Annotated in this window: 13 protein-coding genes; 6 read left to right on the top strand and 7 right to left on the bottom strand. The window is 68.4% G+C overall.

The window, feature by feature from the left end; all coding sequences use genetic code 11:
- Positions 1-46 precede the first annotated feature (46 nt).
- From OHS03_RS22530 to OHS03_RS22540, 3 genes are all read left to right on the top strand, one after another.
- Complete coding sequence (locus tag OHS03_RS22530; RefSeq protein WP_328664360.1) at positions 47-2437, top strand: DUF5682 family protein; 2391 nt, start codon at positions 47-49, stop codon at positions 2435-2437.
- 100 nt (positions 2438-2537) lie between these two features.
- Positions 2538-3701 carry a VWA domain-containing protein gene (locus tag OHS03_RS22535; RefSeq protein WP_328656817.1) on the top strand — a complete coding sequence of 388 codons (1164 nt, stop codon included), beginning with the start codon at positions 2538-2540 and terminating at the stop codon, positions 3699-3701.
- A gap of 76 nt (positions 3702-3777) precedes the next feature.
- The gene (locus OHS03_RS22540; RefSeq protein WP_328656819.1) at positions 3778-6072 is read left to right on the top strand and encodes an ADP-ribosylglycohydrolase family protein; all 2295 of its coding nucleotides are present in this window, start codon (positions 3778-3780) and stop codon (positions 6070-6072) included.
- A gap of 138 nt (positions 6073-6210) precedes the next feature.
- Here the strand turns inward: OHS03_RS22540 and OHS03_RS22545 are convergent, their stop codons facing one another.
- The 6 genes from OHS03_RS22545 to OHS03_RS22570 form a co-directional block, all read right to left on the bottom strand.
- Entirely contained in the window at positions 6211-8730 is a 2520-nt protein-coding gene (locus tag OHS03_RS22545; protein ID WP_407942521.1) for an ABC transporter permease, read from the bottom strand.
- Between the two features lie 8 nt (positions 8731-8738).
- On the bottom strand, positions 8739-9515 hold the full coding sequence (locus OHS03_RS22550; protein WP_056813168.1) for an ABC transporter ATP-binding protein: 777 nt from the start codon (positions 9513-9515) through the stop codon (positions 8739-8741).
- Between the two features lie 74 nt (positions 9516-9589).
- On the bottom strand, positions 9590-10504 hold the full coding sequence (locus tag OHS03_RS22555; protein WP_328656823.1) for a hydroxymethylglutaryl-CoA lyase-like TIM-barrel protein: 915 nt from the start codon (positions 10502-10504) through the stop codon (positions 9590-9592).
- Between the two features lie 163 nt (positions 10505-10667).
- Positions 10668-11879, bottom strand: a complete 1212-nt coding sequence (locus OHS03_RS22560) for a CaiB/BaiF CoA transferase family protein (protein ID WP_328656825.1) — start codon at positions 11877-11879, stop codon at positions 10668-10670.
- A gap of 186 nt (positions 11880-12065) precedes the next feature.
- A complete protein-coding gene (locus OHS03_RS22565) occupies positions 12066-12995 on the bottom strand; it encodes a TauD/TfdA dioxygenase family protein (RefSeq protein WP_328656826.1) in 930 nt (309 codons plus the stop codon).
- Between the two features lie 102 nt (positions 12996-13097).
- The gene (locus tag OHS03_RS22570; protein WP_328656828.1) at positions 13098-13868 is read right to left on the bottom strand and encodes a deoxyribonuclease IV; all 771 of its coding nucleotides are present in this window, start codon (positions 13866-13868) and stop codon (positions 13098-13100) included.
- Between the two features lie 118 nt (positions 13869-13986).
- Between OHS03_RS22570 and OHS03_RS22575 the strand changes: the two genes are divergently transcribed.
- The 3 genes from OHS03_RS22575 (at position 13987) to OHS03_RS22585 (ending at position 19033) form a co-directional block, all read left to right on the top strand.
- Complete coding sequence (locus tag OHS03_RS22575; RefSeq protein WP_328656830.1) at positions 13987-15159, top strand: serine/threonine-protein kinase; 1173 nt, start codon at positions 13987-13989, stop codon at positions 15157-15159.
- 137 nt (positions 15160-15296) lie between these two features.
- Entirely contained in the window at positions 15297-17123 is a 1827-nt protein-coding gene (locus OHS03_RS22580; RefSeq protein WP_328656832.1) for a serine/threonine-protein kinase, read from the top strand.
- Positions 17099-19033: a protein kinase domain-containing protein gene (locus tag OHS03_RS22585; protein ID WP_407942404.1), complete on the top strand. Its 1935-nt coding sequence runs from the start codon at positions 17099-17101 to the stop codon at positions 19031-19033. Before OHS03_RS22580 ends, OHS03_RS22585 begins: the two co-directional genes overlap by 25 nt.
- Here the strand turns inward: OHS03_RS22585 and OHS03_RS22590 are convergent.
- Complete coding sequence (locus tag OHS03_RS22590; protein WP_328656834.1) at positions 19030-19857, bottom strand: GNAT family N-acetyltransferase; 828 nt, start codon at positions 19855-19857, stop codon at positions 19030-19032. The two genes, OHS03_RS22585 and OHS03_RS22590, sit on opposite strands and share 4 nt — an antisense overlap.
- Between the last annotated feature and the right edge of the window lie 27 nt (positions 19858-19884).

Below are 19884 nucleotides of genomic sequence, written 5' to 3' on the forward strand. Positions count from 1 at the left end.
CTCCGAGACACGTGACACCACCGAGGCGGAGGCCGGTATCGGTTCAATGGCCGACACGAATTCGAGCGCTGCGGCGACAACGCGGGTATTCGGCATCCGTCACCACGGGCCCGGATCGGCACGCTCGCTGCGCCACGCGCTCGAGGAGTTCCGGCCCGACGCCATTCTCATCGAAGGTCCCGCCGACGCGGATCCACTCGTCGGTTTCGTCGCCGCCGACACGATGAGCCCACCGGTCGCGTTGCTCGCCTACGTCCCGGATTCACCTGCCCGCGCCGCGTTCTGGCCGTTCGCCGTGTTCTCTCCCGAGTGGCAGGCCATGCGCTACGGCGTCGACCACGCCGTACCGGTCCGCTTCTGCGACCTCCCCGCCACGCACGTCCTCGCCGCAGACGATGACGCCCGTGGCGGCTCCGACCCGTTGGCAGCCCTGGCCTCGGCCGCGGGCTACGACGACGCCGAACGCTGGTGGGACGCCGTCGTCGAATCCGTTCCCGACAGCGCGGCTTTCGACGCCATCACCGAAGCGATGACCGCTCTTCGTGAGGACGCCTCGCACTCCGCGACAGGGATCACGCCGCCCGTAGCGGACGCTCCGCCGCAGCTCGGCGCGTCTACGCCAACCGGCACCGACCCGGTGTCGATACCCGGCGCTCCGGAGCTGTCGGAGAACCCCTCGGCGGCAACCGGATTCGTGTCCCCCGCAGCAACGGATCGGCAGGACGCCGCGCTCGCGCCACTGATCGTCGACCATCACACGCTGGTCCGCGAGGCGCATATGCGGCAGGTGATGCGGCAGGTACTCAAGGGCGGCGCGAAACGATTAGCGGTGGTGTGTGGCGCTTGGCACGCGCCCGCGCTGGTCGAACCGCTCGGGCCCGCCGCACCGGATACGCGACTGCTCAAGGGTTTGCCGAAGACGAAGGCCGCGTTGACCTGGGTGCCATGGACGCATTCGCGGCTGGCGGCAGGATCGGGTTACGGCGCAGGCGTCACCTCGCCGGGCTGGTACCACCACCTCTTCACCGAGACCGCGCGGCCGGTGGCACGCTGGCTGACCAAGGTCGCCGGGGTGCTGCGCTCGCACGATCTGCCGGTGTCGAGCGCGCACATCATCGAGGCGGTGCGGCTGGCGGACACACTCGCCGCGTTGCGCGGCAGGCCGCTGCCGGGTTTGTCGGAGGTCACCGAGGCTGTGCGGTCGGTGATGTGCGGTGGCGACGAGACCATGCTGCGTCTTGTCATCGAAGAACTCGTCGTCGGCGAGACGCTCGGCGGTGTCCCCGAGGACACCCCGACAGTCCCCTTGGCCGCCGATCTGCGGGCGCGCTGTAAAACGCTGCGGCTCAAGCAGGAAGCGCTCGCCCGAAATATCGATCTCGACCTGCGGAAGGAACGCGACGTCGAGCGTTCGCATCTGCTGCACCGCCTGCGCCTGCTCGGTATCGGTTGGGGCACTCCGACCACCGGTGAGGTTCGCAGCACGGGCACCTTCCGTGAGACGTGGACGCTGCGCTGGGAACCGGAGTTCGAAGTCCGCATCGTCGAAGCGGCCGTGTGGGGAACGACCCTGCGCACCGCCGCCGAGACCAAAATCCTCGACACCGCGAGCCGCGACGACGTCACCGTCACCGCCCTCGCCCACGCACTGGAAACGGCCCTGCTCGCCGACCTTGGTGGCGCCACCGAAGGGCTGATCACCAGGCTCGAAGCGGCAGCCGCCCTCGACCACGACGTCACCCACCTGCTCGGCGCCCTGCCCGGCCTGACCCGCACGCTGCGCTACGGCGATGTCCGCGGCACCGACACCAAGGCCCTCGCCCACGTCGCCGACGGCCTGCTGGTGCGGATCTGCGCGGGGCTGCCCGGCGCCGTCACCGGCCTCGATACCGATGCCGCCGAGGCCCTGCGCGCCCAGATCGACGCCGCGCACACCGCCATCAGCACCCGCGACGACGAGCACTCCACCACCGAATGGCTGGCCACCCTGCAACGCATCGCCGACCGCGACGACGTGCACGGTGCGATCGGCGGTCGCGCGGTACGCCTGCTGTGCGACGCCGAACGCATCGATGACGCCGACTCCGCCCGTCGACTCGCCGCCGCGTTGTCCATCGGCAACACCCCTGCCGCCAAAGCCGCCTGGGTCGACGGCTTCCTGGGCGGGCGCGGCCTGCTCCTGGTCCACGACCGAGAGCTGTTGCGCCGCATCGACGAATGGCTGCGCGACCTCAACGAAGACCAGTTCGTCGCCACCCTGCCGCTGCTGCGCCGCACCTTCGGCTCCTTCGAATCCGGTGAACGCCGAGCCATCAGTCAGGCCCTGCGAGACACCGGATCAGCGCCGACAACCGCCCGGGGCACCACCGAGGTCGACCCGGTCCGCGGTCAACTCGCACTGCGCGCCGCCACCGCGATCCTCGGCGCCGCCGGATGACCGCCCCTGGCAGTTGGGCGGCCGCCTCGTGCCCGGCGGGTCCGCACGCGCGGCACGCGACACAGCAACCCGATCACTCGCTCGATCACGAGGAGCACTGATGACCGATCCCAACGAAACCCAGTCGCGCCGTTGGCGTCTCGTGCTGGGCACCGCTGCCGAAGAACAGCTCGGCGGCTTGAGCTCCGGTGCCGATCAGGCGATGGACCAGGCACTGTCGGCCCTCTACAACACCGGGGAAGCCGGCGGGTCGACGAAAAGGTCTGGTGGACTCGGCGGTTCGGCGCCCCGAGTTGCGCGCTGGCTCGGCGATATCCGCACATACTTCCCCGCGACCGTGGTGGAGGTGATGCAGCGCGATGCCGTGGACCGACTCAACCTCACCCAGCTGCTGCTGGAGCCCGAGCTGCTGGAATCGGTCGAACCCGATGTTCACCTGGTCGGCACCCTGCTCGGCCTCAACCGGGTGATGCCCGAAACCACCAAGGCCACCGCGCGAATGGTCGTGGAGAAGGTGGTGCGCGAGATCGAGCAGCGCATCGCCGCCAAGACCGTGGCCGCTGTTTCGGGCGCGATCAACCGGGCCGCCCGCACCCATCGCCCGAAACTGCGCGATATCGATTTCAATCGGACGATCCGCAAGAATCTCGCCAACTACCTGCCCGAACACCGCACCATCGTGCCCGAACGGCTCGTCGGTTACGGCCGCAAGTCGCAATCGATCCAGCGCGATGTGGTTCTGGCCATCGATCAATCCGGTTCGATGGCGGCCAGTGTCGTCTACGCCTCGGTCTTCGGTGCGGTCCTCGCCTCCATGCGGTCGCTGAAGACCTCGCTGGTGGTTTTCGACACCGAGATCGTCGACCTCACCGATCAGCTGAGCGACCCGGTCGACGTTCTGTTCGGCACCCAGCTCGGCGGCGGCACCGATATCAATCGCGCCATCGCCTACTCGCAAACGCTGATCACCCGCCCCACCGACAGCCTGTTCGTGCTCATCTCCGACCTCTACGAAGGCGGCGTGCGCAACGAGATGCTGCGCCGCTGCAACGCGATGAAGGAAGCGGGCGTCCAGGTGGTGGTGCTGCTCGCCCTCTCCGACGAAGGCGCACCCGCCTACGACCACGACAACGCGGCAGCACTGGCAGCCCTCGGCATCCCCGCTTTCGCCTGCACCCCCGACAAATTCCCCGACCTGCTCGCCACCGCCCTCGACCGCGGCGACATCACCCGCTGGGCCGACACCAACGCCCCGGCGGTGTAACGCGTGAACCCAGAAGCGCATCGCGTCCGAGCCAACTAGGCTGCGAACGATCGGGTTCGGTGAACGGGGTGAGGCGATGTTGCGGCGCGGGGCGGTGTTCGCCGGTTTCGTCATCGAGCGTGAGCTGGGACGCGGCGGGATGGGCGCGGTGTACGCGGCAAGGGACCGCAGGCTGCCACGGCTGACCGCGTTGAAACTGATGCACCGTGACCTGTTCGCCGACTTCGAGATCCGAGCCAGGTTCGAACGCGAAGCCGACCTCGTGGCCCAGCTCGATCACCCGAACATCATCACCGTCTACGACCGTGGCATCGACGAGGAACGTCTCTGGATATCGATGCAGTTCGTGGACGGTGTCGACGCGTCGGCGGTTCCGGTGCAGCAGTTCGGCAGCGAGCGCATCGCCCAGATCGTCACCCAGACCGCGAGCGCCCTCGACTACGCCCACCGCCAGGGCGTTCTGCACCGGGACGTGAAGCCCGCCAACATCCTGTTGTCCCGAACCGCGGGTGTCGGCGCGGGCTTCGACGAACGAGTCGTGTTGACCGACTTCGGCATCGCGAAACTCCTCGACGACACCGGCGGGCTCACCCGCACCGGCCAGTTCACCGCCACCATCGCCTACGCCTCCCCCGAACAACTCAGCAGCGCCCCGCTCGACGGCCGCGGCGACCAATACTCCCTGGCCTGCACGGTATTCCGCCTCCTCACCGGCACCGGCCCCTTCGACGCACCCAACCCCGCCACCGTCATGCTCGGCCACCTCAACGCCCCGCCACCCGCCGCCAGCACCCGCCGCGCCACCCTCCCCACTGCGGTGGACGCGGTCCTGTCCAAGGCCATGGCCAAGGACCCCGCCCACCGCTTCCCCACCTGCACGGCCTTCGCCACCGCCCTCGCGCAGGCACTCCGTCGCCCCGCACCCGCGCGAACCACTGCCCATCCCACGGTCACCGCATCGGCGATCGAGTCGACGCTGTCCGCTGCACGCTCGCAGACCTCCACCGCCGAGGCCGCACCACGCGAAGGGGCGAGTCAGCTGGGCGCTGCCCGGCGGCACGACCCGACAATTGTTCGCCACAGCTCAGCCGAGCCCGAAAGCCGCTCGCCCCGTGCGACTGGTCACTCGGGCGCAGCGCGCCCCCAGACAGGCACAGTATCGCGAGATCAACGGCGCTCCGCGGTGGGAAACGGCGAGGCAGGGAACACCGGGCGCACAGCAATGGGCGCGTCGACGTGGGTGCAGCGCCTCAACGGTTGTCTTCTCGGAGGCGCGATCGGCGATGCCCTCGGCGCCCCCGTGGAAACCCGTTCGCTGCAACAGATCCGTGCCGAGTACGGTCCCGCCGGTGTGACCGACATCGACCCGCTGCGCATCTCCGAAGAGACCCAGTTGACAGCGTTCACCGTCGAAGCCTTGATCCGAGGCTCGGTACGGGCGAGGGCAAAGGGCATCGGCGGGGCGACGATGGGTCTGCTCCAGCAGGGCCTGCTCGTGTGGTTACGCGGGCAGGTCGCCGAAATGCCCGACCAACCGTCGGCGATGCACAGCTCGCTCAGCGACCACCCCGAGCTGATCGAGCAACGCGGCGTGGCCAATTCGGTCTACACCGCGCTACGCCACGCGGCGCAACGGCGCGAGCCGACCAACCCACTCGGCACCCGCGACCAGCCGATCAATCACTCCAAGGGCAGTGGCGCGGTGATGCGCGCCGCCCCCTGCGGATTCGGTTACGCCGCAGACCGTTCCGGTGCGGCGACCGACGCCGTCTTCGAACTGGGTTGTGACGCTGCCGCACTCACCCACGGCCATCCCAGCGGCTGGCTGCCCGCGGGCACCCTGTCCGCGCTGATCTATCAACTCACGCGCGGCGCCGACCTCGCCACCGCACTCTCCCGCGCGCGAGTCGAGCTCGCGAGCTACCCCGAGCACGAGGAAACCTCGGCCGCGCTCAATGCCGCACACCGGCTGGCCGCGCGCATCGAACGCGAGAGGCGCTATCCCACACCGGAAGACGTCGAAACCCTCGGCCAGGGCTGGATCGGCCCCGAAGCCCTCTCGATCGCTGTCTTCGCCGCCCTCGCCGCCGAAGGTCTCGGCGGCACACCCCACGACATCGTCGGCACCGGACTTCTGCTGTCGGTCAACCATTCCGGCGACAGCGACGCCACCGGTTCGATCGCGGGCAGTCTGCTCGGCGCGCGCTACGGTCGCCCCGCCCTTCCCCATCGCTGGTCGCACACCGTCGATGCTCGCCCTGTGCTCGACCGGCTCGCCACCGACTACTGCACCGAATTCGGCCTCACCCCACCACAAGACGACCACGGGCATCCGACACAGGCCTGGATCGACCGCTACCCCATCGTCTGAACGCGGCCGTGGCCTGGCGCTTGCCTATGGCCGACCGCCATCTACGCACACGATCTCGGCTCGAGGGGAGATCATCGCCTCGGAACGCACTCGGCCCCCGATGGAATATCCACCGGGGGCCGAGAGTGGTTGCGACTCTTACAGATCCGCGATCGCCGCCAACGGCGGCGTCCGCGCGGCCCGCACACCCGGCCACACCGCGGCCAGCACGCCGACCACAGCGGACGCGACCAGCACGATCACCAACTGCGACCAGGGAATGGTGATCTGGTCGATGCCCATATCGCGCAGCGTGCGCAGGAATCCGACGCCGAGCGCGATGCCGAGCACCAGCCCGACGATCGCGCCGAAGATGGCGATCAGCATGGACTCCAGATAGATGGTGCGCCGCACCTGCGCACGCTGGGTGCCCACCGCGCGCAGCATGCCGATCTCCCGGCGACGCTCCACCACCGACAGCGCCAGGGTGTTGATGATGCCGAGCACCGCGATCACCACGGCCAGCGCGAGCAGCCCGTAGAGGATGGCGAGCAGGGTGTTGATCTGCTGGCCCTGCGCCCCCTTGAACTGTTCGTGGTCCTGCACCTGCACCACCACGAACGGTTCGGTGGCCTTCTCCAGATTCGTCCGCATCGCGGTCAGATCGGCGCCCGGCGCGGCCTTGACCAGTACGAAGACATTGGTGCGCAGACTCTGCGGCATCAACTGCTCGTAGATGCCCGGATCGACCACCATGGGGCCGAGCAGCGGTGAGTCGGCGTAGACGCCCGCGATCGTGAGCTCTATCTGCTTCTTGTCGAGGCTGGTGATGGCGACCTTGTCGCCGACCTTCCACCCGCGTTCGCCCGCCTCGGTCTCATCGATGAGCGCGCCACCGGCGGGGATCGTGCTCGTGCCGCTGGTCACGTCGATGTCCATCACCGGGTCGATCGGACCGTCCGGTGAGGTGGCGCCGATCTGATCGCCGTCGATCTCGAACGCGACGATCCGGATCCCGGTGACCTCGCTGACCCCGGGCACCTGGGTGCGCACGGCGTCGACCGCACCGATCGGTACACCGATCATCTGCGGACCGGCGAGCACGTATTCGGCCCGCACGCCCTTGTCGATGAGCACGCCGACACTGGTCTTCGCCGAAGCGCCGAGAATGCCGATTGCCGAGACCAGCATCAGGCCGAGCGTGAGCGCGAACGCGGTGGCCGCCGTGCGACGCGGGTTGCGCGTGGCGTTGTTGCGCGCCATCTGCCCGATCGCGCCGAACGGCCTGGTGAGCACGCCGAGCACGAGCACCATCGGCCGCGACAACGCCGGCGCCGCCAACAGCACCGCCAGAATCAACCCGAGCGCGCCGACACCGACGGTCACCGCCGAGCCCTTGCCGGTGCCCTGCGCACCGACATAGACGAGCACGCCACCGACAACGGCCATGACCGCGCCGATAATCGTCCGCAGCCGCAAAGAGTCACCGGCACTGGCGAATTCGGAACGCATCGCCTCCACCGGCGGTACCTTCGCGGCCCGTCGAGCGGGGGCGTAGGCGCTGGCCACGGTGACGAGCAGGCCGACGAGCAGCGCGACGATCGCGGTACGCGGCAGCACCGTCAGCGAACCGGTGGGCAATCCGAGATCGAAGGCGTTGAGCAATGCCGACAACCCATACGCCAACCCGATACCGGCGGCCAGCCCGAGCAGGCTACCGATCAACCCGATCACGATGGCCTCACCGACCACCGACCGGCCGACCTGCTGACGGCTCGCCCCGATCGCGCGCAGCAACGCGAGTTCGCGCAGACGCTGGGCCACGATCATCGAGAAGGTGTTGTAGATGATGAACGTGCCGACGATCAGCGCGATCGCGCCGAAGGCGAGCAGGAAGTAGTTGATGAAGGTGAGCGCCTCGGAGATCTCCTTCTTCATGTCCTCGCGGACCTCGTCGGAGTTCTGCACCTTGTAGTCGGGCAGACCGGCGGCGAGCTGGTCGCGCAGGTCGTCGGCCGAAACGCCGGGAGCCGCGGCGATATCGACATAGGCGACGTGTGAGCCGTCGGTGAACAGTTTGCGGCCCTGCGGTTCGGTGAACATCACCGCGACCACACCGCCGCCCTCGGCACCGGGCATCTCGTAGATGCCGGTCAGGGTCACCTCGAAGGGGTCGCCCCTGGACGGAATCAGCACCTTGGCTTTGTCGCCGACCTTCAGCCCGGCCTTCTCGGCGCCACCGGCATTGAGCGCGATCTCGTTCGTCTGGGTGGGCGGGGCGCCCGCCACGAACTTGTCGGGCTCCTCGACCGCCTTGTCCGGCGGCAGGTAGGACAGACCGAAACTCGGTGCGCCGCCGGTCTGCACGGCCTTCTTACCGTCGGGCTCTAGCAGCACGACCGGGCCGTTCACGGCGGGAGCGACCCGGGCGACGCCCTCGGTCTTGGCCAACGCGTCGACGATATTCGTCGGCAGACCCAGTGATTGGCGGTCGGCGGGGCCGACGCGCACGTCCACACCCTGGGCTTGGCCCTCGAAGATGCCGTCGAAGGTGCGCTGCAACGTGTCGGTGAAAACGAACGATCCGGAGATGAAGGCGGTGCCGAGCACCACCGACAGCAGGGTCAACGCCAACCGCACCTTGTGCGCGGCGAGGTTACGCAAGGCGACCTTGCGCATCGGTGAGCTCATCGGGTTTCCAGCGCCTTCATCCGGTCGAGGATCGAATCCTGGGTCGGGTCGCGCAGCTCGTCGACGATCCGACCGTCGGCGAGGAACACGACGCGGTCGGAGTAGGCGGCCGCACGGGGGTCGTGAGTGACGATCACGACGGTCTGGCCGAACTCGTCGACCGAGGCCCGCAGGATCGAGAGCACCTCGCCCGAGGAGTGCGAGTCCAGGTTGCCGGTCGGCTCGTCGCCGAAGATGATCTCCGGCTTGCCCACCAGCGCCCGCGCGCACGCCACGCGCTGCTGCTGGCCACCGGACAGCTCGGACGGCCGATGCTCGAGGCGGTCGCCGAGGCCTAGGCGCTTGACCACGGTGTCGAGCCACTCCTGGTCGGGCTTGCGACCCGCGATATCGAGCGGCAGGGTGATGTTCTCCAGCGCGGTGAGCGTCGGAACCAGGTTGAACGCCTGGAAGACGAACCCGATCCGGTCGCGCCGCAGCGCCGTCATCTGCTTGTCGGACAGGCCGGTGAGCGCGGTGTCGCCGATGCGTACCTCGCCCGTGCTGGCGCTGTCGAGTCCGGCCAGGCAGTGCATCAGCGTGGACTTGCCCGAGCCCGATGGACCCATGATCGCGGTGAATTCGCCCTTCGCGAAGTCAGCCGACACCCCGTCCAGGGCCTTGACCTGTGTATCTCCCGATCCGTACAGCTTGACCAGATCGAGCGCGGCGGCCGCGATATCGGTGGGGGCCGCCGCATCGACGGCCTCGGTGCCCATGGCGTGCGAAGTCATGCTGTCCAGTCTGGCCGTCGACTGTGAACCGCGCCATCCGGGATCCCCCCGATACCGCAGGTCTTACCGACCTCTCAGTGAACGACCCACTCGAACGCCTCAGCCCTGGAACGCGCGCCTTCCAGGGCCCGAGAGCGGTTGGGTTCGCCGAGATTTGCCAGCAGCTCCTCGGTGAGCCCGACCAGGCTCGCCAGCGAGGCGGGGGTGAACCAGTCCGGGCGGGTGGCGAAGAGGATGTCTTCGGTCGCGGTGTTGCCGCTGGCGCCGGGAGCGAAGGGGCAGCCGCCGAGGCCGCCCAACGCGCCGTCGACCATGGTGGCGCCCGCGGCGACGGCGGCGAGGGTATTGGCCACGCCCATGCCCCAGGTGTCGTGACCGTGGAAGACGATGCGGCGTGGCGGGGTGGTGTCGCGGACGGCGGTGACCAGTGCGCTCACCTCGCCGGGGTGGGCTTGGCCGAGGGTGTCGGCGAGGACGATGTCGGCGGCGCCGTCGGTGCGCGGGTCGTTCGCGATGGCGAGGACGCGTGCCGGGTCGACGGGTCCGTCGAACGGGCAGGTGAAGGTCGTGGCCAGGCACAGCTGGATCTCGCCGCCCGCCTCGTGGGCGAGGCGGATCGCGTCAGGCATCGCGGCCACCGAGGTCTCGGTATCGCGGCCGATATTGGCCCTGTTGTGCGCGTCGGACACCGAGAAGCAGTACTGGAAATTGCGCGCACCGGCCGCGGCCGCCTTCTCCACGTGGCGCGGCGTGGCCACCCACACCCAGCACTTCCCCAGCTCATCGGGGGTCAGCGCCGCGATCAACTCGAGCGAGTTGGCCATCGGCGCGACGAGATCGGGCCGCGCCATCGAACCGATCTCGAGTGCGGGCACGCCAGCGGCGAGCAGCCTGCGCACCACGTCGACCTTCTGCTCGACGGGCAGCACCTTGCCGGTGAGCTGCAAGCCGTCGCGCAGCGTCACGTCCCGCAACAGCGGTGCTGTCATCGCCGCTGCTCGGGTTCCTGCGCCGGCACACACATCACGCCACCGCACGGTTTGTCGCCCACGCTGGCCGGGGTGGGGTGCACCGTCGGACGCACATGACCCGGACCGCGCGGCTCCCACTTGTTGCGCACCGGCGGGCGACGCCTGCCGTGTACTCGCCTCGTCACAGTGCCTCCAGCGCGTCGATCTGATCTTCACTCATCCCGAGCAGCCCGCCGAGCACTTCTCTGGTGTGCTCGCCGAGGTCGGGGCCGACATTGCGGATCGGCAGCGATGCGCCCCCGATCACCGGGACGATGCCGCCGAAACCCACCTGTTTGGGTTCGGCCTCGCCCACGTCGACGGGGAACATCTGGATCATATTGCGTGCGCGGTACTGCTCGTCGGCCACGATGTCGGCGGCGGTGTAGATCGGGCCGCACGGGATGGCGGCCTCGTCGAGCATTTTCAGCGCTTCGGCGCGGGTGTGCCGGATCGACCATTCCGCGATCGAGGCGTCGAGGCGTTCGCGGTGCCGCCAGCGGCCGTTGTTGTCGGCCAGTTCCGGGTCGACGGCCAGGTCGGGGCGACCGATGACCTGCATGTACCGCTGGAAGATGGCATCGCCGTTGCCACCGATGATGATGGAGAAACCGTCACTGGTCGGGTAGGCGTTCGAGGGTGCGATGCCCTCCATCCGGCCGCCGACGCGCTCACGATTGATGCCGTAGGCGAGGTGGTCGGGGATCAGCGATTCCATCACCGACAGGATCGACTCGTTGAGCGCGACGTCGATGATCCGCTCCACCTGCGGCACCGGACCGGCGACCCGTTCGCGCTGGAACAGCGCCATCACCGTCCCGAACGCGGCGTAGATGCCCGCGATCGAATCACCGATCGACACCCCGGTACGCACCGGCGGCCGATCGGGATCGCCGACCAGCTCACGCAGGCCACCGACGGCCTCCGCGACCGCGGCGAATCCCGGCCGCGCGGCCATCGGACCGGTCTGGCCGTATGCCGAGATCCGCGTGATCACCAGCTTCGGATTCGTTTCCTCGAGCACGTCGGGCCCGAGCCCCCACTTCTCGAGCATCCCCGGCCGGAAGTTCTCCAGCAGCACATCGCACTGTTTCACCAGGTCGAGTACGGTCGCGCGCCCCGCCTCGGTGCGCAGATCGAGCATGATCGACTTCTTGTTGCGATTGACGGTGCGATACAACATCGAGGTATCGCCACCGTACAACCGCCAGTTGCGCAATTCGTCGCCCGTACCGGGGCGCTCCACCTTGATCACCTCGGCGCCGAAATCGCCCAGAATACGTCCGGCAGTAGGCGCGGCAACATAGTTACCGAGTTCCAGGACGCGAACACCGTCCAACGGCCGAATACTCATGTACCCAGTATGGTGTTCCGCTCCCCCCGCGACTTCAACGGGCCCATTCATGCGCAACCCACTGATCACGCACGAACATGGGTAACTTCCCAACCGCCTCGCAGCCGTGGACACGTAGGACGCGAGGCCGACTGCCAACAGTTGGGCTCCCGAACGACCCGCAAAGTCTCGGGGAGGCGGACAAGCTCAGCTGGCGAGGAGTTCCACTTCCTCGATGATGGAGTAGTCCTCGGCGTTGCCCTTCAACACCGTGCTGGTCTGCCCGTCGACACCGACCGGGATATCACCGGCGAGGGTGATGCGGGTGAGCCGGCGCGGCTGGTCGTTGTAGTCGTCGATCGCGTAGTGCTGGGTGGCGCGGTTGTCCCAGATCGCGACGTCGCCCTCGGACCAGTTCCAGCGGGTGGTGTTCTCCAAGCGGATGACCCGATCCTGGAGCAACCGGAACAGCTGGTCCGACTCCCGGGCCGGAATCCCGACGAACTGCTTCACGAAGTGGCCGAGCAGCAGCGAACGCTCGCCGGTTTCGGGGTGCACCCGCACCACGGGGTGTTCGGTCTCGTACACATCGGACTGGAACTCTGCCGAGTACTTGACCTGCGAAGGCCGTACCTTGTCGACCGCCCCGGCGTAGTCGTAGAGGTTGGTGTGCACCGCGCGCAGGTTCTCGGCCAGCACCTTCAGCGGTGCGGGCAGCGAGTTGTACGCCGCGACCGTGGACGCCCAGGTGGTCGAGCCGCCGTAGGTGGGCAGGTACTCGGCGCGCAGGATCGACGCCTTCGGCACCCGGTCGACGAACGTCACGTCGGTGTGCCAGGAGTTGGCGCGGCTCCGCTCGGAGTCGATGGCCAGGCTCTTCACACCGGCGGACTTCACCGTCGGGTGCGGAGTGGTCGGGCTGCCGAGCAGCTCCGCGAATTCGTACTGGCCGTCCTCGGTGAGATGCTGCTGACCGCGGAAGAAGATCACCTTGTGCTCGTTGAGCGCACGACGGATCGTCGCTACGGTCGCCGCGTGCAGGTCACCGCCGAGACGGACACCATCGATCTGCGCGCCGATGTGGGCGCCGAGCTTGGTCACCGTCAGGGTGGTTTCGGTGGCAGTGTCGACCGTCATGGGGGTCACCTTCAATTCGTTCTCGATCGGTTTGCTGTGTACTCAGCACACCGCGAAAACGCCGCCGCAGACAGGTTTTATCTCGGAGTGATCGGAACGGGCTCAGCCCAGGTTCTCGCGCAGATAGGCCAGGTCCTCGGCGACCCCGTCGGCCGGGGTTTCCAAGATGACCGGTGCACCGGCCGTGCGGCAGACCTCGGCCAGCAGTTGCGGGTCGATGGTGCCGTCGGCGAAATTGGCGTGCCGGTCGGCGCCGGAATCGAACTCGTCGCGCGAGGAGTTCAGGTGCACCAGGTCGATCCGTCCGGTAATGGCTTTGATCCGTTCGACGACGCCGACCAATTCCTCACCACCAGCCCATGCGTGACAGGTGTCGAGACAGAAGCCCGCGCCGTAGTCGCCCACCGCGTCCCACAATCGCGCGATCGAATCGAAATGCCGTGCCATCGCGTGATTGCCACCGGCGGTGTTCTCGATCAGGATCGGCACGGCGAACCCGCCCTTGTCCTGCTGACGTTCGAACAGCTTGCGCCAGTTGTCGATTCCGGTGTCGAGCTCGGCATCGGAGCGCACATGCCCGCCGTGCACGACCAGCCCGAACGCCCCGAGCTCGGCCGCGGCCTTCGCCTGCTGGGCCACCGCGTTGCGTGAGGGCATCCGCAGCCGGTTGTTCAGGCTCGCCACATTGATCTGATAGGACGAGTGCACCACGACATCGATCGGACTGGCCAGGATCTCGGCGGCCTTCGGATGCGGCTGCGGCTTGTCCCAGCTCTGCGGATCGACCACGAACATCTGGACGACCTCGGCGCCGAGCTTCTCCCCGAAGCCGATCGGATCGCTCTCGTCGCGAACGTGTGCTCCAATGCGCATAGATCCCACCCTAATATCAGGCACCGACAACTTCGGCCGATGTTGCACCTCGGTGGCTTCCGGAGATACATCGGTAGGATTTCGGGCGGGTGCTCTGCCCTGGAGGGGGTGACTTCGCGTGTTACGCAAAGGCGACGTATTCGCCGGGTACACGATCCGGCGCGTGCTCGGCCAGGGCGGCATGGGCGTGGTCTACCTGGCCCGGCACCCGCGGCTGCCTCGGCTGACCGCGCTGAAACTGCTCAGCACCGAGCTGTCCGCCGACGAGGAGATCCGCCACCGCTTCGAACGCGAAGCCGATCTGGTCGCCCAGCTCGAGCACCCCAATATCGTCAATGTCTACGACCGCGGCACCGATGACGATCAGCTCTGGATCTCGATGCAGTTCGTGGCGGGCACCGATGTGGCGACCGCCGACGTGAACGTGCTGACGCCGGGCCGAGCGGTCCAGATCGTCGCCGAGACCGCCACCGCACTGGACTTCGCGCACGCGAGCGGCGTGCTGCACCGCGACGTCAAACCGGCCAACATCCTGCTCGCCAAGCCGCCGATCGGACGCCCGGAGCGCGTGGTGCTCACCGACTTCGGCATCGCGGCGGTGCGCGACAGCGAGACCACCCTGGCCTCGGCGGGCACGATCACCGCCACCCTGGCCTATGCCGCACCCGAGCACCTGGCCGGGGCGCCGCTGGATCATCGCGCCGATCAGTATTCGCTGGCCTGCACGCTGTTCTGGATGCTGACCGGCTCGGTGCCGTTCCCCGGGCCGAGTCCGGGCGCGGTGATCCAGGCGCACCTGAGCAAACCCCTTCCGCCGCTGCGCAGTCTGCGCCCCGACCTACCCGCGACTCTGGACTCGGTGCTGGCCAGGGCCACCGCCAAGCGGGTCGAATCCCGTTTCGCCAGCTGCGCCGAGTTCGCCCAGGCGGCCAAGGCCGCGCTGTTCGCGGTGCCGGGGCCGTGGCATCACCAGCAGCAGTACACCGCGGCGGGCGTGGTGCTGCGCGCCCGCGACCCGTACCCGCAGGCACCGGGATATCCCCGGCCCCGCACTCCGGCGCAGCCCTACCGGAACGCGCCGCCGCCGACCACCCCCGCGCAGCCGTACCCGCACGCGCACACCCCGCCGACCACGCCCGCGCAGCCGCACCCGCATGCGCCGCGGCCGTCCACGGGCGGCTCGGCGCTGCCGCCGCGACGCGGAACCGCGCGCCCCGGCACCATCGACTTCCCTGGTGGCCGTAACCATCCCGGCTATATCGTGCCACCTCAGCAACGGCGTCCGCCGTGATCGTGGCGGCCTTCGGCGCCCTCGCCGACTGATAAGGTTTCGTTGATTTTCCCGTGGCGGGCAACCCCGGCCGCGGCTTTTATGCTGTACGCGCGTGCGCTGGTGGGTCCCGGCGCGCGGCGGGAAGTGGAGCAGACATGCTGGCCAACGGAGATGTTTTCGCCGGCTACGTCATCGAACGGCAGCTCGGTCGCGGTGGCATGGGTTCGGTCTACCTAGCCAAGCACCCTCGCCTGCCACGGATGACGGCGCTGAAGCTGCTCAACCGCGAGATGTTCTTCGACGCCGAGGTGCGGGCGCGATTCGAGCGGGAAGCCGATCTCGTGTCGCGCCTAGATCATCCGAACATCGTCACCGTCTACGACCGCGGGCACGACGACGAACAGCTGTGGATCTCCATGCAGTTCATCGACGGCGTCGACGCGGCCTCGGTGGATCCGCAGACGCTGCCGCCCGCCCGCGCGCTACAGATCGTGAAGGAAACCGCCGACGCGCTGGACTACGCGCACGGCATGGGCGTGCTGCACCGCGACGTGAAACCGGCCAACATCCTGCTCGCCCGCTCGGGCGCGGGCCGTGGCGAACGGGTCTACCTCACCGACTTCGGCATCGCCCGATTGCGCGACGACACCGGCAATCTCACCCAGACGGGCACCTTCACCGCGACGCTCGCCTACGCCTCGCCCGAGCAGCTCACCGGCGCCGCGCTCGATCACCGTTCCGACCAGTATTCCCTTGCCTGCGCGCTGTTCTGGCTGTTCACCGGCTCGGGGCCGTTCGCGGCGACCAACCCGGCCGCGGTGATCCAGGGTCACCTCCAGCAACCGCCGCCGACGTTGAGCAATGTGCGGCCCGGGCTCTCCTATGCGCTGGACGGCGTGCTCGCCAAGGCGATGGCCAAGCGGCCCGATGACCGTTTCGACTCCTGTTCGGACTTCGCCGAGGCCGCGATCGAGGCGCTGAACAGTCCGAGCGCGCCCGCGATACCGATCGTCGGTGGACGTCCGGGTACCGGTGGGGCACACCCGATCGCCGGGCGACCCACGACGGGGGGCGCGATTCCCCAGACCGGTCTGCCGTATCCCGTTGCCACGCAGGGTCCGATAACCGGCGGGCAAATGGGCACCGCACACGGCCCCATGACCGGCGGACAGATCGGCACAGCCCAAGGCCCGATGACCGGCGGACAGATGGGCACCGCACAAGGCCCGATGACCAGCGCTCCGATGGGCACCCAGCGGCCGATGAACCAGTCGCCGACCGGTGCTCCGCAGAATCCCTACAGCCAGCGATCGCGTCCGCAGTACCAGTCCGCGCCGCGGCCGCAGGCCGGTAATTTCACCCAGTATCCGCAGGGCTCGCGACCGCCGCAGAAGTCGAACACCGGGCTGATCATCGGCATCATCGTCGCGGTGATCCTGGTGATCGTGCTGCTGATCGGCATCGGCATCGCGGCCAGCGGCGACGACGCGGGCAGCGACCGCACGACGACGACATCGGCGGCCAACCACATCACCCCGAGCGCCGAGGCCATCAGCGCCGAATTCGGCCGGATCGTACCCGCCACGGTCGACGATTCCACCGGGTACAACGGCGCCACCTGCTGGGAGACCGACAACAGCAATCCGCCCTCACCCGCGGAAGGCGAACCCGATTTCGGCGCCTGGGTCCATCTGTGGAGTTGCTTCGGCGGCGGCGACAGTGACGACCCGTTCTACCGGATCTACGCGTTCGACTCGGCCGCCGACGTCAAGTCGGTGCTCGACGGTCTACCGGCCAACACCAAGTCCACCGACAGCAACGGCGGCAAGCAGTACGCCAACTACAAGTACACCGACAACGGGAACAAGATCATCACGCAGTTCACCGGCGAGCCCGATCGCGCCCAGTTCCTGATGTACACCGACGGCTACGGCACGGCCGACGAGGTGCTGCGTTGGTGGCGTTCGGCCCCGCTGAACTGATGTCGACGCACGACGAGGGCGGCGTTTTCGCCGGCTATACGATCGAACGACTGCTGGGCCGCGGCGGGATGGGCTCGGTGTATCTGGCGCGCCACCCGCGGCTGCCACGGCGCACCGCGATGAAGCTGCTCAACCGGGAGCTGTTCTTCGACAACGAGATCAGGGCCAGATTCGAACGCGAGGCCGATCTCGTGGCGCAGCTCGAGCACCCGAATATCGTCACCGTGTACGACCGTGGCGTCGAGAACGATCAGCTGTGGATCTCGATGCGCTACATCGACGGGTCCGACGCGTCGTCGCTGCCCTCGCCCGTCGACCCGGCCCGCGCGGTCCGCATCGTCGCCGAAACCGCGGCGGCACTGGACTTCGCGCACAGCCGAGGTGTGCTGCACCGCGACGTGAAACCCGCCAACATCCTGATCGAACCGGTCGACAGCACCGAACGCGTCTACCTCACCGATTTCGGCATCGCCCGCCTGCACGACGACAGCGCCGCCAAACTCACCCAAACCGGCACCTTCACGGCCACACTGGCTTTCGCCTCCCCCGAACAACTCTCCGGCATCACCCTCGACGGCCGAGCCGACCAGTACTCCCTGGCCTGCACGCTCTTCCGGCTCCTCACCGGAACCACCCCCTTCGATGCCACCAATCCGGTCGCGGTGATCCAAGGCCATCTCCAGCAACCCCCGCCCCGAGCTAGCGCCCTCCGATCGGGCATCACCCCCGCACTGGACGCGGTCATCGCCCGAGGCATGGCCAAGCGCCCCGAGGAACGCTTCGCCACCTGCGCCGAATTCGCCGCTGCCGCACAGCGGGCATTGGCCGGTCACGCTGCTCCGCAGCAGGTTCACGGCTCGCCCGCGACGAGGACCTATCCGCCGAATTCGCCCTTCACCCCGGGCGCCGGTTACCCGATCGCCGGGCACAGCGATCCGAATTCGCCTGGTGGACAGGCGTGGCCGAGCACCACCGGCCCCGATCAGCCGTGGGCCACGAGCGACCGTCCCGCGGGTTACCCACAGTGGGGAGCGAACTCCGCGCCGGGCACGGGTCAGCCGTGGCTCGCACAGCCCCCGTCGTGGCCCGGCGGGTCGTCTCCGTACCCTGCGGGCGCGCCGAATGCCCTCGCTCAGCGTCCCCGCGACGCCGGGAGTTCCAGGCGGGCGGGCGAGCGCTCATCGGTCGCCGAGGACTACCTCGGCAAGAAACGGAAGTCACGCTGGGAGGGCTCGCCGATCGGCTGGCTGGCGATCATCGCCGGCATCGTCTTCCTCGGCTGGATCCTCATGAAGGCATTGGGCGATGACGGTGAGGCCGCCGCATCAGGCCCACCCGGTCTCGAAACCTCGGCGGTCGCACCGTCTTCCGCATACCCGACCACCTCCGCGCCCCAGCGCCTGACGTCGACTCCACCGCCGACCAGCGACCGCCAGGTCATCGGCGCCAACGCGGCGAAGCTCAGCGACGAGTTCCCCCGCATGCTGCCCTCCACTTCGGCGAGCAACCTCGTGCATGCCGGTTCGGGTCTGGGCAACGCGGGCTGCTTCGCCTACGACCGTGCGACCGCCAGCCGCGATGCCGACGACGCGGATATGGGCGACTGGTCGGTCATGTGGCATTGCTTCGGCGGCGGCAACAAGGCCAGCTACGAATTCTTCCTTTACCCCTCCGCGAGCGAAGCCGCGCAAGCGATCGCGGGCCTGCCCGCCAACGATGCGCGTCCCACGACGCACACCGGCCACACCTACACGAACTTCGTGCTGGACGACAGCCAGCCGAAGTCACCGCGCATGGTCACCCGCTTCGACGGCGACTCCGGCCGCGACACCATGCTCATGTACAGCCGCGGCTTCATCGCCGACGAGGCGCAGGTGCTCGCCTGGTGGCACTCCGCCCCGCTGGTCTAGGCGGTCAACGCGTAGTGCACGAAGTCGCGCACCGGCTCGAAGCCGATGCGCTGGTAGATCTTGTTCGAAGTGGGATTGGCCAGATCGGTGAACAGGCAGGCATCGGCGCCCTCCGCGCGAATCCGGCTCGCGACGGTGGCGGTCAACGCGCTCGCGAACCCGTTGCCCCGGTATCGAGGCGGGGTGTAGACCGGGCCGATCCTGGCCCAGCCGAGGACCGCCGCCTGCCGGGCGACCAGCGTGACCGGTGTGCCGTCGTGCTCCCACAACCACGTTGTTCCGGCCTCGATGCGCCTGCGCACCGCCGTCTCGTCGAGTCGGTGTGGCGCATCGGCTTCCACCCGGAAACCCTCGATCAGCGCGAGGCACACGGCCAGATCGTCGACGGTGGCCAGGCGAGGTGCGCCGGGAGCCTCTGGCGCGTACGGGGTACCGAGGCGGAACAGGCGGGTCGTGTACGTCTCGCGGTAGGTACCGCTGGTGGTCGTCGACCAGTGTTCCGCGAAGGCAGCGGCGCCGACCCGCTCGCCCTCGACGCTGCGCACCGCGATGTCGCGCCCCGCGAACGCGTCGACGACGGCCGACATGCTGTGCGGGGGCATCTCACCGAGGTAGACGGCGCCGTTCGTGCTCTGCGCGAGACCGACGACCGCGCCCCCGTGGTCGCGGACACTCAGAAATTCAGTCACCATCGAACCTGATCTGCCCGAGATCAGGTTGGCGAGGGTACTCGCGATCACCGTGTGTCGCAGCGGGTCACACCGCAGGAACGGCTCCACCTCGGCCATGAACCGGGCAGCGTCAGCGGTGATGTCGATGCGCACCCTACCGACGGTAAGCCGTCACACACG

It is taken from the genome of Nocardia salmonicida (assembly GCF_036142455.1).
Lineage (GTDB): Bacteria > Actinomycetota > Actinomycetes > Mycobacteriales > Mycobacteriaceae > Nocardia > Nocardia salmonicida.

Bases quoted from the DNA above. Each gene is read 5' to 3' on its own strand.
- OHS03_RS22550 (WP_056813168.1), bottom strand. From the start codon at position 9,515: ATGACTTCGCACGCCATGGGCACCGAGGCCGTCGATGCGGCGGCCCCC.
- OHS03_RS22535 (WP_328656817.1), top strand. From the start codon at position 2,538: ATGACCGATCCCAACGAAACCCAGTCGCGCCGTTGGCGTCTCGTGCTG.
- OHS03_RS22540 (WP_328656819.1), top strand. From the start codon at position 3,778: ATGTTGCGGCGCGGGGCGGTGTTCGCCGGTTTCGTCATCGAGCGTGAG.
- OHS03_RS22570 (WP_328656828.1), bottom strand. From the start codon at position 13,868: ATGCGCATTGGAGCACACGTTCGCGACGAGAGCGATCCGATCGGCTTC.
- OHS03_RS22555 (WP_328656823.1), bottom strand. From the start codon at position 10,504: ATGACAGCACCGCTGTTGCGGGACGTGACGCTGCGCGACGGCTTGCAG.
- OHS03_RS22565 (WP_328656826.1), bottom strand. From the start codon at position 12,995: ATGACGGTCGACACTGCCACCGAAACCACCCTGACGGTGACCAAGCTC.
- OHS03_RS22560 (WP_328656825.1), bottom strand. From the start codon at position 11,879: ATGAGTATTCGGCCGTTGGACGGTGTTCGCGTCCTGGAACTCGGTAAC.
- OHS03_RS22530 (WP_328664360.1), top strand. From the start codon at position 47: ATGGCCGACACGAATTCGAGCGCTGCGGCGACAACGCGGGTATTCGGC.
- OHS03_RS22545 (WP_407942521.1), bottom strand. From the start codon at position 8,730: ATGCGCAAGGTCGCCTTGCGTAACCTCGCCGCGCACAAGGTGCGGTTG.
- OHS03_RS22580 (WP_328656832.1), top strand. From the start codon at position 15,297: ATGCTGGCCAACGGAGATGTTTTCGCCGGCTACGTCATCGAACGGCAG.